Raw genomic sequence first — 14,111 nt, 5'->3', positions numbered from 1 at the left:
CCGCCGCTAGGTTCCCGCCTTCCAACTGTTCATGTATTCCACTTGCGTCGGGGTGAGGGTATCAATTTCAATCCCCATCGCCTTGAGTTTCAAGCGCGCAATTTCCCGATCCAGTTTGGCCGGGACGGGATAAATGCCAGGGGCCAAGTCCCCTTTGTGCTTGACCAGGTATTCGCAGGCCAGGGCTTGGTTGGCAAAACTCATGTCCATCACGCTGGCCGGATGCCCCTCCGCCGCCGCCAAATTGATGAGCCGCCCCTCCCCCAGCACAATGAGCGCTTTGCCCGATTGGAGGCGATATTCCTGCACAAAAGGCCGCAACGGGATGACCTCCTGGCTCAATTCCGCCAGGGTTTTCAGGTCAATTTCAATGTCAAAATGCCCAGAATTGGCCAGGATTGCCCCGGATTTCATCAACTCAAAATGCTCTCGCCGAATCACATGCTTATTCCCCGTCACGGTGATAAACACATCGCCTACCTGGGCTGCCGCGTGCATGGGCGCCACCTGGAAGCCATCCATCGCCGCCTCCAAGGCCCGCACCGGATCGACTTCGGTGACGATCACCCGCGCCCCCAAACCCCGCGCCCGCAACGCCGTGCCTTTGCCGCACCAGCCATACCCAGCCACCACCACCGTTTTCCCGGCAATCAGGATATTGGTCGCCCGAATGATGCCATCTAAGGTGGATTGCCCCGTGCCATAGCGGTTGTCGAAAAAGTGTTTGGTATCGGCATCGTTGACGTTCACCGCCGGAAACGCCAGCACCCCGGCGGCCAACATCGCCCGCAGGCGCACCACCCCTGTCGTGGTCTCCTCCGTAGTGCCGATAATTTCCGGCACCTGGTGGGGACGTTCCTGCACCAGCGTCGCCACCACATCCCCACCGTCGTCAATGATCACCTGGGGATGGTGGTCCAAGGCCCGCCGCACATGGCGTTGGTAGGTCGCCGTGTCTTCCCCCTTGATGGCAAACACAGGAATCCCGTGGTCCACGACCAAACAAGCCGCCACGTCGTCTTGGGTTGATAGGGGATTGCTGGCAATCAGCAGGGCATCGGCGCCGCCTGCTTGCAAGGTCAACGCCAAATTGGCCGTCTCGGTCGTCACATGGCAGCAGGCCACCAACCGGATACCCTGAAGGGGTTTTTCTGCCGCAAACCGCTCCCGAATCTGCGCCAACACCGGCATCTCCCGGCTGGCCCAAGCAATGCGCTGGCGACCCAGGGGCGCCAAACCCAAATCCTTCACATCACAGTCCACACGGGCAGTCGTCGCCGTCATACCGTACCGCTCCAAATGTCACCTGGCAGTGGCCCAGTCAGCCATGCGCCTTTCTAAGGTACACCAAAGTGACCCCGGTTGGGTTAGGATGGGCTTGGAAAAGCCAGCAATTCCCCATGATGCAGCGGCACAGCCGTATTTACATTGCCGGTCACCGGGGTTTGGTCGGGTCTGCCATCCACCGGGAACTGCAACGGCAGGGGTACACCCAAATCTTGACCGTCTCCCGCGCGGAACTGGATTTGCGCGATAGCCAGGCGGTGGGGCAATGGTTTGAACGGCAGCAACCGGAATATGTGTTTTTAGCGGCGGCCAAAGTGGGGGGTATTTTAGCCAATAGCAGTTATCCGGTGGATTTTCTCCAGGATAATTTGCAGATTCAAACCAATCTCATTCAGCACAGCTATCGCACCGGCGTCAAAAAACTTTTGTTTCTCGGTTCTTCCTGTATCTATCCCAAATTTGCCCCGCAACCCATCAAAGAAGAATATCTGTTGACCGGCCCTTTGGAACCCACCAATCAGTGGTACGCCGTTGCCAAAATTGCCGGGATCAAACTCTGTCAAGCCTATCGGCAGCAATACGGTTGGTCAGCCATCTGTGTCATGCCGACCAACGTGTACGGCCCAGGGGATCATTTCGACCTGCACAATGCCCATGTGTTGCCCGCCCTGATCCGCAAATTTCACGAGGCCAAAATCCACCAGCACCCCCAGGTCACCATCTGGGGCACAGGCACACCCCGGCGAGAATTTTTATACGTGGAAGATTTGGCCGCCGCCTGTGTTTTTCTCATGCAAAATTACGATGAACCAGAAATTATTAATGTGGGGACGGGCGAGGATTTAACCATTAGCGAACTGGCCCACCTCATTTGCCAGATCACCGGCTACAGGGGGGAAATTGTCTATGACCCCAGCAAGCCCGATGGCACCCCCCGCAAACTCTTAGACGTTTCGCGCATTCACCGCCTGGGCTGGCAAGCCCAAACCCCTTTACCCCTGGGAATTGAAAAAACCTACGCCTGGTATGTGACCCATGCCCAAGGGAATCCGTAAAGCCGACCTGCCGACAAAAATCTGCCCGGTCTGTGGCCGCCCTTTTACCTGGCGCAAAAAATGGGCCGACTGCTGGGCCCAGGTGAAATACTGCTCGGAACGGTGTCGCCGTCGCCGTCAATCGGCCAATTCCTGACCGGTGAGGCGCAAAAACACATCCTCCAAATTGGCCTGGCGGCGGCTCAAGCGGGTACTGGGCAGCGCCTGCAATGCTTGCCACAAGGGCGCCTCATGGGCAGGCAAACTGACCACAAACCCCTGTCCCAACGGTCGCCACCACACCCCTGCCGCTTCTGCCAACCGTTGCACCGCCTCCTGCGCCACCCCCTCAATTTCTGCCACTTCCGCCCCAATAATCCGCCGAATCAAATCCGCCGGTGTCCCCTGGTCCACAACCACCCCTTTTTGCAACAGCAACAGCCGATCCGATAGCCGCTGCGCTTCATCCATGTAATGGGTCGTCAATAAAACACTACAGCCGGTTTGTTTTAACAGGGCAATGCTGCGCCAAAACTCCTGACGGGCATCTGGGTCTAGCCCCGTCGTGGGTTCATCAAGAAAGACAATTTTGGGATGATGCACCAACGCCCGCGCCAAGACCAAACGCCGCTTTAGTCCGCCTGAGAGCACATCCACCCGTTGGTGGGCATAGGCCGTCAAGCCCGCCTGGTCCAACAATTCCCACGCCCGCCGCCGGGCTGGTTTTCCCGTAATTTGGTAATGGTGGGCAAAAAACACCAAATTTTCTAGCACGGTAAAGTCTGGGTCCAGGTTATTTTCCTGGGTCACCACCCCCAAGCTGCGGCGGGCCTCCCGTCCTTGCCGATGGACATTGTAGGGGCCGATGTGAACCAACCCGCGACTGGGAATTACCCCCCCATAGAGCATCCCAAAGGTCGTGGTTTTGCCGGCGCCATTGGGGCCAAGCAGTCCCAAAATTTCTCCCGGTTGTAGGTGCAAATTCACCCCCTGCACCACCGCGCGTTCGCCGTAGTATTTCCACAAATCCTCAGCGACCAATTCCATGCGGGATACCCCCCTGAACCACCATAGCCATCTTAGACCTCAGCAGAACGATAATAACTCTGCAAACCATAAGTACCAAAACACCCTACGTGCTGAACAAAATGCTGCAGAACCAAGTGCTGGGGTAGTGCCTCCTCTCTAGAACACACAAAGAGCGCCGGTGTCATGGCTAATCACATTTACGCGCAAACCGCAGGCAATTAAAATAAAATTCTTTGCTCTGATGGGGGTAATAGGCCAGGGCAAACACAGCGCTGCGCCCAAAGCGATTCCCAAAGCAATCATCCACCCAATTTTGACCCCTAGTTCCCTTGCCGTGACATGGTTTCTTTGGCATATCACTCCCCTGCAAGCGTGAGCAATTTTCCCACGTCGGCCATCCCATCACCCCACCGGCTACGTCAACGCTTCATAATGTAAAGATAGGAAGTTTCTTTAGCCACGGCGCCATGAAAATTCTGCATTTTCCGTTGGGGTCGTTGCATTTGGGGCTGCCTTTGACCCAGGTACAAAAAGTGATTCCCTATCCCCAAATTTTTAGCAGCGGCCAAAAACCGATTGGCTTGGCGCATTTTGAAGACCAAGAGGTGGTGGTGATTGACCTGCATCGGCATTTATTCGGCCAGCCCAGCCCGACGCCTGCTACCCATTTAATCGTGGTCACCGGCGGAGACGACCTCTACGGCCTTCCCTGCGCCGGGATGCCCGCTTTGGTGGAGATTGCCCCGGAGCACATGCGGCAGATTCCCCCCACCTACCGCCAGGCGGATACCCTCGGTCTGGCCAGCCATGTGGCACGTCTGCACAATAATACAATGACCCTGTTTTTGCTGGATGCCCAACGGCTGGGTTCCCTGTGTACCCCCTCACCTGCGTTATGATCGAGCGAGCTACGAATTGAGTGACTATGGCTAAGCCCACGCCGCCGGTGCATTTGCCCCGCACCAGTGAATCGGAAAAACTCAAGCGCATCCGTCACACGGCCTCCCATGTGATGGCTATGGCCGTCCAAAAATTATTTCCCAAGGCGAAGGTGACCCTGGGTCCGTGGATCGAGGATGGGTTTTATTACGACTTTGACCATCCCGAACCGTTTACGGAAGCGGACCTGAAGGCGATTTACAAAGAAATGGTAAACATTATCAAGCGCAAATTGCCGGTGATTCGCGAGGAAGTCACCCGCGAGGAAGCCATGCGACGGATTCAGGCCTTGAATGAACCCTACAAGTTGGAAATCTTAGCCGGAATTCAAGAACCCATTACGATTTATCATTTGGGGGACGAGTGGTGGGATTTGTGCGCCGGCCCGCATCTGGAGAATGTGGGAGAACTCAACCCGGATGCGATTGCCCTAGAAAGTGTGGCGGGGGCCTACTGGCGGGGGGACGAACGCAATCCCATGTTGCAGCGGATTTATGGCACGGCCTGGGAAACGCCAGAGCAATTACAGGCCTATTTGCACCAAAAACAGGAGGCGCTGCGGCGGGATCACCGGCGGTTGGGGCAGGAATTGGATTTATTTAGCATTCAGGAGCAGGCCGGGGGCGGCTTGGTGTTTTGGCATCCCAAGGGGGCGCGGATGCGTTTGTTGATTGAGAATTATTGGCGGGAGGCGCATTTACGGGCAGGGTATGAGTTGCTTTATACCCCCCATTTAGCCCATTTGGATCTGTGGCAAACCTCGGGCCATTTGGATTTTTATCGGGAGAGTATGTTTGAGGCCATCGCGGTCGAATCGCAGGCCTATCAACTCAAACCGATGAATTGCCCTTTTCATGTGTTGACCTATCAAACTCGTTTGCACTCCTATCGAGAACTGCCGATTCGCTATGCGGAATTGGGCACGGTATATCGCTATGAACGCTCCGGTACGTTGCATGGGCTGATGCGGGTGCGGGGGTTTACCCAGGATGATGCGCATATCTTTTGTTTGCCGGAGCAGGTGGCGACAGAAATTTTAGGGGTGTTGCATCTGACGGAGCAAATTCTTTCGGATTTTGGGTTCCGGGATTACGAGGTGCATCTCTCCACGCGTCCCGATAAATATGTGGGGGATGACCAGGTGTGGGAATTGGCGACGCAGGCGTTAAAAGATGCGCTGCAAACCAAGGGTTGGGACTACCAAGAAGATGTGGGGGGCGGTGCGTTTTATGGCCCCAAAATTGATCTGAAAATTCGCGATGCTATTGGGCGTTTGTGGCAATGTTCGACGATTCAGGTGGATTTTAATTTGCCGCAACGGTTTGGCCTGGAATATGTGGCCGCCGATGGGAGCCGCCAGGTGCCTATTATGATTCACCGGGCTATTTTTGGTTCCTTAGAGCGTTTTTTTGGCATTTTAATCGAGAACTATGCGGGGGATTTTCCCCTGTGGTTGGCGCCGGTGCAACTGCGCTTTTTACCGGTTGGGGAACAGTATCTTGGCTATGCCCAGTCCCTGGCGAGCGATTGGCAAAAATTGGGGTTGCGGGTGGAAGTGGATACCTCCGGCGAACGTTTGGGGAAATTGATTCGCAACGCCGAGACGGCCAAAATTCCGGTGATGGCGATTGTGGGGGCAAAAGAAGTAGCCAACCAAACCCTGAGTGTGCGGACACGGCATGGGGGCGATTTGGGCAGTTTACCGGTGGCGGAAGTGCAAGCGCGTCTGCAACAAGCGGTGCAACAACGGCAGGATTTTTAGTGCGGCAGCGGCTGATGACATCTTCTTTGTCTTGTTTGTCTTGCGCTCCTATTGGAGATGGAAATAGAAGCCCTATAGGAACGGTGCCGGCAGCTCATTGCCCTCAGTACCCGTTGCGTCATTCTTGGGGATTGCTATCCGGGAAATGGGCATGAGTAACCAAGCAAATAAAACCCATTCTGTATGCCTGGAATTGTTGATTGGCCATCAATGAAAAGATGCTTAATTGATGATCTGGGCCATCATGCGCTCTGCCTGGTGCCAGTAGGAACCGCCAAACAAATGAAAGTGGTTGAGGATGTGGTAAAGGTTGTAAATGATTTTCCGTTGGGCATAGCCAGGGTCTAACGGCCATTCCGATTGATAGCCTTGGTAAAATTCCGGCGGAAATCCTCCAAATAATTCGCTCATGGCCAAGTCCACTTCGTGATGACCGTAGTAAACCGCAGGGTCAAAAATTACCGGTTCTCCCGCCTGCGTAAAAGCGGCATTCCCCGACCACAAATCCCCATGCACCAAAACGGGTGTGACCGCAGGGCGATGCAAAAGTTCTCGTACCCGCTGCAAGAGCCGTTCCTGCTGCGCAAAAACTGCCCCACGTCGCCGGGCCAACTGCAATTGATACCCCAAACGATGGGTACAAAAAAAGTCTGCCCAGTCCGCAGTAGGTGTGTTTTTTTGGGGGGTGGCGCCAATGTAATTATCCCGCTCCCAGCCAAAGTGTGAGCCGATACTGCGGCGGTGCATTTGGGCGAGTTGTTGCCCCATCTGGTACCAATTGCCCCGGTGCACAAGGGGTAAATACTCCAAAATGAGATAGGCTTGGCTGCCCACGACTCCCCAGCCGACAACCTGGGGAATTTTGATGGCCCGACTGGCCGCTAATGCCTGCAACCCCAGGGCCTCAGCGGTAAATAAATCCAGTTTGGACTCCCGATTGATTTTGATAAAAAAAGTGCGTGTCCCATCTGTCAGGATTTGATTGTCGTGAATGCAACCACCCCCCCGACTGCCCTGTGGTGTACCGGCAAACGGACTGCCTGTAATTTCAGAAATTTTCCGGTTAAGTTCCTGCCAAAAATTCATGTCCGGCTCTGTAATTGCTGCAGCAATTGCTGGGTTGTGGCGCCGGGATTTTCTGCTTCCATAATGGCGCGTACCACCGCAATCCGTTGTGCTCCGGCGGCCAAGACCTCAGCGCAATTGTGCACATCAATCCCCCCAATGGCAAACCAAGGTTTGGGCCAAGTCCGCGCGACATGGGCCAGGTAATCCCAGCCTGTGGGGGGTTTCCCGGCTTTGGTGGGGGTGGCATACACAGGGCCAGCACCCACATAATCGGCCCCGCCCTGGATGGCACGCGCCAATTCCTGGGGGTTGGTCGTCGAACAGCCGATAAGCCGCTGGGGCCCCAACAATTGACGCGCCACAGAAAGCGGCATATCCTGCTGCCCTAAATGCACCCCATCGGCGTCAACCGCCAGCGCCACATCCACCCGGTCATTGACAATAAATAACGCCTGGTATTTACGACATAAAGCACACAACTTTTGGGCGATTTCGTAACGGTTGGCATCGGTCTGTTCCTTATCCCGGTATTGCACCAGGGTCAGCCCCGCCTTTAAGGCCGCCTCCACCGTGGCCAATAAATGCGCACAGGGCGAAGTAATCAAATACAAATAGGCCTGGTTTAACTTTTGCCGACGGGGATGGGGGCTAAGTTCACTTTCCAATTGGTAAATCTGATAACGCAGTTGTTTCATGGCCGCGGCAAAATCCCCATCCACCAATTTCCCGTATTCTTCGAGCACCCGTAGGGCCTCTTGGATGCGGCAAAAGTTGGCCTGTAAGAGGGCGGAAATATCGGTGCGCTGCGTTTCTTGGGGATGGCTCAATGAGGTTCCCACATCCCCGGCCGTATATCGGGCGGCGCGAAATTCGGGGCGATGCCAACGTGCCAGTTCTTGCCGATAATGCTTGCACAATTCCGCCGTGCGGGCGTGATCTAAACCCAACCGACACCATTCTTCCACGACCCGCAATCCTTCCCGAGCGCGGTCCAAATTGGCATCCAAAATGCGATGGATTTTGGCTAAATCCTCCATGAATGCCTCACCGGGTGTGTACCTCCACCACCTCCCCGATTTTAGCACCCAAAATCTGGGCGGCATGCCCCTGGTGACAGGCGATTTCCACGTAGCCATGACTCCCCGGCACGGCAACCAAATGCCCCACCGGCACGGCGCCGTAATGCGTGTCTGCGGGGATGGTGACTCCTGTACACACCACCTGCCGGATGCCCTCTGGCGCCAGGACATCGGTGGGAATGGTGCTAATGAGATTGCCAAACTGGTCAATGTACTGAATATGGCCGCGCCAACCCGTGGGGGTCCTCTGGGGAGCCGCTACCGGGCAGGTCGTCAGGGTGGCCGGGTCGAGGGGAGGGCCAAGAGCCGCCAAGGGCACCCCCCGGCTGAGGTGCGCCGCCACTGGCGCAAAGATGTCCCGCCCGTGAAAGGTCTGGCTGGGGGTCGGGCTGCGCCAATAGGCGGGGTTTTGGAGCTGCACCACCGCCTGCATGTGCGGGAATAGGGGCTGCAACACGCCGTTATCCGGCCCCACTGCGAAACCTGCCGGAGTTTGCAGGGCAATCGGTCGCCGGGCGCTCCCCACCCCTGGGTCCACAACGACAACGTAGATGGTGCCCGCCGGAAAATAGGGCAGGGCCTGGCTGAGGACAAACTGCGCCGCCGTCACCGTGTAGGGAGGAATGGCATGACTCAGGTCCACCAGGCTCGCCTGCGGCTGAATGCTCAGGATCACCCCTTTCAGCACGCCCACGTAGTGGTCCTGGAGGCCAAAATCGGTGAGCAACACAATCGGGGACACGGCATACACCCGCAAAGGCTACCAAAGTTAAACTCATTGTGGCAAAAGCGGTGCCGGGAGGGTGTTAAGATACAAACGTTCATATTCGGTTTTCTACCTATGCTGGCCCTAAAATACAGTGTTTATGCCACCATTGCCTTTTTTGTGCTCCTGTTTGTGTTTGGCCTGCTGTCTTCTGACCCGGCGCGCAACCCCAAACGCCGCGATTTGGAATAGGTGATGCTATCCCCCTGGGGGTGGTGTGAGGTTCTCTGTGCATGCCCTGTGTTGCCCCTCTGTTGCCGGGAATGACGGTTCCGGCGGCTGTACTCCAGGATGTTCGTTCTGCTTCTTGTCAGGACATTGACGATACGTCTTTGTCCGCCGGGGAAGGGTTGGCCCAGGCGGTTGACCTCCCAGGGCGGGTGGAGGTAACGGCGGACCGGCAAACCTTTAATGAGCAAACCCAGGTGTTTACGGCCACGGGGAATGCGGTGTTGCGCTACCGGGGGGCGGTGCTGACGGCGGAGGAAATTGAGGTCAATCTGATCACCCGCCGGGCGACGGCGACGGGGAAGGAAGTGGTTTTGACCCGCGGGGATCAGGTCCTCCGGGGCCAGCGTTTGGAATACGACCTGGCGGCAGAAAGCGGCGTTTTTTACCAGGTGCAGGGGGTGGTGCGGCTGCAAGCGGCGGAACGGGATGCCAATTTGGACAATGCCCCCCTGCTGGTTACACCGGGGAAGCTGCCCCAGGCAGGGCTAGCCCCAACGGCGGTCGAACGTCCGGGGCAAGGATTGCAGCGATTTAGCGCCGATGAACTCACGTTTGATGCCCAAGGGGGCGGCACGGCCACCGATTTCCGCCTCACCAACGACCCCTTTGACCCGCCGGAGTTGGAGTTTCAGGCCCGGCGGGCGACCCTTACCCGCCTGCCCAACGGCGACCGGGAGATTCGCGCCCAAGGGGGGCAGTTGGCCTTTGACCGGCGCGTGGCGATTCCGCTGTTGCGCGACCGGGTGGTGATTTCCCGGCGTAGGCGTGACCCGCTCCCCTTGGAACTGGGCTATGACCAGGAGGATTTGGGCGGGCTATTTCTCAGCCGCACGTTCGATGTGGTGGACGAGCGCGACGTAACCTGGCAAATCGCCCCCATCTGGCTAGTGCAACGCACACTGGTGCAGGGATTTGCGCCGGTGGGGAATAATCTGGGGTTGCGCTCCCGGTTGGTGGCGGATGTGACGCGGGATACCACGCTGAAACTGGATACGTTGCTGACCCGGTTGGATTTTTTGGATACCGACCAACGCTTGCGTGCCCGTGTGCGGCTGGAACATCGCTGGTGGCCGCAACACAGTGTGGTGGCGGATGTGGTCTATCGACAACGGGTATTCAACGGTTCGCTCGGCTTGGAAAATGTGCCGTTTGGGGCCGGGATAGCGCTGGGCTCGACGGAACCCATTCCCTTGAACCAGACGAAAACCACCCAGTTTCAATATCTGGTCAGTGGCCGATTTTTTGAAAGTAGTGGGACGACACCGCAAAAACAGATTGAACGTTTACGTTTGGGCCGTTTTCAAGTGGCCGGACTGCTCAGCCACAGTATTCTCCTCTGGCAAGGGAAGGCGTTACCGCCCACAGCCACCCAAGGCTTACGCTTCAGTCCTGTACCGCTTACGCCCTATTTGAGCCTCAATCTCAGTCTCGCCAGTACAAATAACTTCTACACCAATGGCGCTACCCAAATTGTCCTAGGGGGTAGTGTGGGCTTGAGTGGTCAGTTTGGCAATTTTGCCAAAAATTTTGGGGATTACACGGCGATTAGTGTTACTTATGCGCCGGGTTTTGTGTTATCCGGGCTATCTCCTTTTTTCTTTGACCGCCGCGTGGACCAACAGGTGTTGTTTTTGGGGATGGCGCAGCAACTTTTTGGCCCTTTGCGGGCAACGGCGAGTATTGCCCTCCGTTTGGACCGGGGCGAAGCCAAAATTATCGATGCAACCTACGGTTTGGAATACAGCCGTCGCACCTATGGCATATCCGTATTTTTTAACCCTGAACGGTCTGCCGGTGGCCTGCTGTTCCGGTTGAATGAATTTAATTGGACGGGCAATCCTGAACCGTTTCTCGAACGGGAGCAAATTACGCCGCGCCTGGAGGTTCCGTAATGTTTTGACGTTGCGGTGGATGTTGCTCCAGCCTAGACACGGAAACCGTCTAGGGGCGTCTTAACAACGCCTTTGCGCAGGAGATTCGGCCCCAGGTCGGTTGATCGCCGGGGAAACCACCACTTCCCCATACAGGTCGTAAACGTCGGCTTGGGTAATTTTGACCGGCACAATGGTTCCCAAGGCGGCCGGCCCGGAGACATACACCTGACCGTCCACCTCAGGGGAAAAGCGGGCAGAACGACCAATTTTGCGTCCGGTTTGGGGATGTTCCTGCTCGATGAGGACGTCCACCACCCGGCCTACGTATTGTTGATGTTTGGCCCAGGAAATCGGCTGTTGTTTCTGCATCAATTGTTTTTGACGGCGGCGTTTGACGGCTTCGCTGACCTGGCCGGGCAGGGTGGCTGCTGGAGTGCCCGCTTCCGCAGAAAAGGTAAAGACGCCCACATGGTCAAACTGATGCCGTTCTACAAAAGCGCATAAATGGCGAAAATGCGCCGCCGTTTCCCCCGGAAACCCCACGATAAAGGTGGTGCGAATCACAGCATCGGGCAGGAGTTCCCGGATGCGCTCCAACAGGCGGTCATGCAGGTCCTGCTGCCAAGGCCGGTTCATCGCCCGCAAAATCTCCGGGTGGGAATGTTGCAAAGGCAGGTCAATGTAGGGCAATACATTGGGCACATCCCGAAAGGCGCGCAGCACCTCCGGGGTCAAGCCGGTGGGATAACTGTAATGCACCCGTATCCAGGGTATGGGCACGTCGCCCAAGGCATAGAGTAAGTCGGCCAACCGGGGTTTGCCGTACACATCCAACCCGTAGTTGGTGGTGATTTGGGAAATCAAAATCAATTCCTGCACCCCTTGGTCCGCCAATTCCTGGGCTTCGGCCACGATGGACTCAATGGTGCGGGAACGCTGGTTGCCCCGCAGATGGGGAATGATGCAAAAGGAACAGCGATAGTCACAGCCTTCGGCCACCCGCACGTAGGCCACCGGCGCACAGGTGGTGCGGTAGCGGGGTACGGTCTCGTCGGCAAGGTAGGTGGGTTGGGCGGTCACCCGCAGGACTTTTTCCCCCTGTTCCACCTGATGGAGCACCTGGACAATGTGCTGATAATCCCCCGTGCCCACCACCGCCACCGCTTCGGGAATGGCCGCCAATAATTCCTCCCGAAATTGCTGCGCCAAACAGCCGGTAATCACAATTTTTTTGTCCGCTTCCGCCAGTTCCACCAGGGTCTGCACCGATTCGCGGCGGGCGGCTTCGATAAAACTACAGGTATTGACAATGACGTAATCAGCCTGGGTCGGGTCACTGCCTATTTGATAGCCCGCCGCCGCCAACAGACCCAGCATATGTTCCGTATCAATGCGGTTTTTTTCGCAGCCTAGGTGGGCAAACGCCACTTTGGGACGGGCAGCAGCCAGGGTCATGGGCGGGGGATAGCAAAAAAACAGCACCTTATACTATAGCAATTGCAAGCGGGGTTGCCCGGCCTACCCCAGCCCCAACAGCGCCTGCACCATCTCGCCCGGTTCCAGGGGTTCGGGTTCCGGTTCGCCCTCTTTCGGCGGTTGGGCAGCCAAATAAATCAACCGGTCCCCCGGCTGGTAGGCCATATCCGCCGTGACCACTTCCAAAAAGTGATGCCGTTGCCGCACCAGGGGCAAAACGTCCGGGCCATCCAAAGGCAGCGGCGTGTCTCCCAGGCGGGTTTCGGCCAAGCGCACCTGCCCCCGCTCCAGGGCTTCATTCCAGTCGCGCAGCACCAGGCGGGGATGAAAGGCGCACCGCACCTGGCTGTGGTTGATGCGGTGTTCGTCCTGCACCAAAGCCAGCACGCGCGGGGGATAAAACTCCTCGGCCACCCGTTGCGCCAACACCAAATTCACCTCCGTATTTTTGGTCAAGGCCAGAAACGTGCCCATGTGGGCCACCCCCGCCTCGGCCAGCACCTCCGGGTCCAGGGCACTGCCCGGAATCGCCCGCAAATTTTCCCGCTCGGCCGCCCGGCAGTCCTCCCGGTTGGTATCAATGAGCACCACCGGCTCCCCATGTTCCTGGAACAGCCGCGCCAGCAACCGCCCCAGGGGATTGCTGCCGACAATCACCGCCCCGTTGACCTCCTCCGAGCGCACCCCCAACAGCCGCGCCATCGGTTGCGCCGTCACCCCCGGCACCACCACCGTCAGAATAATCGTCAAAAACACCAGCCCCTTGACCGAATCCCCCCCGTTGAGGCCGCGGGCGGTCAACACAATCGAAAACAGGGAGGCCACCGATGCCGACACAATCCCCCGGGGCGCAATCCAGGCCAAAAACAGCTTTTGCCGCCAGTTCAGGTCACTATTCCAGGTCGAAGCCAGAATGTTGAGCGGGCGCACCACCAACATCAGCGCCAGCACCGTCCACAACCCCCCCCAGCCCAACATGCCCAAACTCGCCAACGACAAATCCGCCGCCAGCAGAATAAACAACAACGACACCGCCAAAGTCGTCAACTGCCCCTTAAACCGCCGCAATAACCGCTGCTCCGGCGCCGTCAACTGCAGTACAATCCCCGCCACCGCCGCCGCCATCAATCCCGATTCGCTTTGCACCCACTGCGCCAACCCATACAGCCCCCACAACCCCGCCAGCACCGCCAAATTCTTCAAATCCTGGCTTGGCACCGTCTCCTTGCGAAACAGCCAACTCAGCAACCAGCCGCCTGCCGCCCCAATCGCTATCCCAATCCCCAGACGCATCCCCAACCCCAGCACAATCTCCGTCCAGCCCGTATCCCCCGTCAAGACGATATTCAGCACCACCACCGCCAAAATCGCCCCCACCGGGTCAATCAACACCCCCTCCCCCTCCAACAGGGCGCTCAACTTGCGGTCCACCTTCACCTGCCGCAACAACGGCCCAATCACCGTCGGCCCGGTTACCGTCACCAACGCCCCGTACAAAAACGCCAGCGGCCAGGGAAACTCCCCCAAAACATGCGCCGCCACCCCACCCCCTACCAACGTAATCAG

13 protein-coding genes are annotated in these 14,111 nt (G+C 57.2%); 6 read left to right on the top strand and 7 right to left on the bottom strand.

Translation table 11 applies throughout. The features are described 5' to 3' along the window. Positions 1 to 6 precede the first annotated feature (6 nt). Positions 7 to 1,284: an adenosylhomocysteinase gene (ahcY, locus tag ACWISF_RS08130; protein WP_448381085.1), complete on the bottom strand. Its 1,278-nt coding sequence runs from the start codon at positions 1,282 to 1,284 to the stop codon at positions 7 to 9. A 119-nt stretch (positions 1,285 to 1,403) separates the two neighbouring features. On the opposite strand from ahcY, the gene ACWISF_RS08125 reads away from it, so the two are divergent. Next, entirely contained in the window at positions 1,404 to 2,342 is a 939-nt protein-coding gene (locus ACWISF_RS08125) for a GDP-L-fucose synthase family protein (protein WP_448381108.1), read from the top strand. Next, positions 2,323 to 2,478 (top strand): DUF2256 domain-containing protein, encoded by a 156-nt coding sequence (locus tag ACWISF_RS08120; protein WP_448381084.1) that lies wholly within the window; start codon positions 2,323 to 2,325, stop codon positions 2,476 to 2,478. Before ACWISF_RS08125 ends, ACWISF_RS08120 begins: the two co-directional genes overlap by 20 nt. Here ACWISF_RS08120 and ACWISF_RS08115 read toward each other — a convergent pair. Then, on the bottom strand, positions 2,460 to 3,368 hold the full coding sequence (locus tag ACWISF_RS08115) for an ABC transporter ATP-binding protein (protein WP_448381083.1): 909 nt from the start codon (positions 3,366 to 3,368) through the stop codon (positions 2,460 to 2,462). The two genes, ACWISF_RS08120 and ACWISF_RS08115, sit on opposite strands and share 19 nt — an antisense overlap. A gap of 449 nt (positions 3,369 to 3,817) precedes the next feature. Here ACWISF_RS08115 and ACWISF_RS08110 point away from each other — a divergent pair, with 449 nt between their 5' ends. Then, positions 3,818 to 4,249 carry a chemotaxis protein CheW gene (locus tag ACWISF_RS08110; protein WP_448381082.1) on the top strand — a complete coding sequence of 144 codons (432 nt, stop codon included), beginning with the start codon at positions 3,818 to 3,820 and terminating at the stop codon, positions 4,247 to 4,249. Positions 4,250 to 4,275: 26 nt separating this feature from the next. Further along, a complete protein-coding gene (gene thrS / locus ACWISF_RS08105) occupies positions 4,276 to 6,051 on the top strand; it encodes a threonine--tRNA ligase (protein WP_448381081.1) in 1,776 nt (591 codons plus the stop codon). A gap of 222 nt (positions 6,052 to 6,273) precedes the next feature. On the opposite strand, the gene ACWISF_RS08100 is transcribed toward thrS, so the two are convergent. The 3 genes from ACWISF_RS08100 to ACWISF_RS08090 are packed head-to-tail and all read right to left on the bottom strand — an operon-like array spanning position 6,274 to position 8,940. Then, positions 6,274 to 7,137 carry a fructosamine kinase family protein gene (locus tag ACWISF_RS08100; RefSeq protein ID WP_448381080.1) on the bottom strand — a complete coding sequence of 288 codons (864 nt, stop codon included), beginning with the start codon at positions 7,135 to 7,137 and terminating at the stop codon, positions 6,274 to 6,276. Continuing rightward, the gene (locus ACWISF_RS08095) at positions 7,134 to 8,156 is read right to left on the bottom strand and encodes a thiamine phosphate synthase (RefSeq protein ID WP_448381079.1); all 1,023 of its coding nucleotides are present in this window, start codon (positions 8,154 to 8,156) and stop codon (positions 7,134 to 7,136) included. Before ACWISF_RS08095 ends, ACWISF_RS08100 begins: the two co-directional genes overlap by 4 nt. A 7-nt stretch (positions 8,157 to 8,163) precedes the next feature. After that, positions 8,164 to 8,940 carry an SAM hydrolase/SAM-dependent halogenase family protein gene (locus ACWISF_RS08090; RefSeq protein WP_448381078.1) on the bottom strand — a complete coding sequence of 259 codons (777 nt, stop codon included), beginning with the start codon at positions 8,938 to 8,940 and terminating at the stop codon, positions 8,164 to 8,166. Positions 8,941 to 9,039: 99 nt separating this feature from the next. Here ACWISF_RS08090 and ACWISF_RS08085 point away from each other — a divergent pair, with 99 nt between their 5' ends. Then, positions 9,040 to 9,156, top strand: coding sequence for a photosystem II reaction center protein I (locus ACWISF_RS08085; RefSeq protein WP_448381077.1), 117 nt, complete (start codon positions 9,040 to 9,042; stop codon positions 9,154 to 9,156). Between the two features lie 71 nt (positions 9,157 to 9,227). Further along, the gene (locus ACWISF_RS08080) at positions 9,228 to 11,087 is read left to right on the top strand and encodes a DUF3769 domain-containing protein (RefSeq protein ID WP_448381076.1); all 1,860 of its coding nucleotides are present in this window, start codon (positions 9,228 to 9,230) and stop codon (positions 11,085 to 11,087) included. 60 nt (positions 11,088 to 11,147) lie between these two features. Here the strand turns inward: ACWISF_RS08080 and rimO are convergent, their stop codons facing one another. Together rimO and ACWISF_RS08070 are read right to left on the bottom strand one after the other, a co-directional pair. Then, the gene (rimO, locus tag ACWISF_RS08075) at positions 11,148 to 12,524 is read right to left on the bottom strand and encodes a 30S ribosomal protein S12 methylthiotransferase RimO (RefSeq protein WP_448381075.1); all 1,377 of its coding nucleotides are present in this window, start codon (positions 12,522 to 12,524) and stop codon (positions 11,148 to 11,150) included. Positions 12,525 to 12,587: 63 nt separating this feature from the next. After that, a partial coding sequence (locus ACWISF_RS08070; protein ID WP_448381074.1) for a cation:proton antiporter occupies positions 12,588 to 14,111 on the bottom strand: 1,524 nt, incomplete at its 5' end.

Source organism: Gloeomargarita sp., assembly GCF_053491055.1.
The sequence above is the reverse complement of the archived record's forward strand: the minus strand, read 5'-3'. Positions and strand labels throughout refer to the sequence as shown.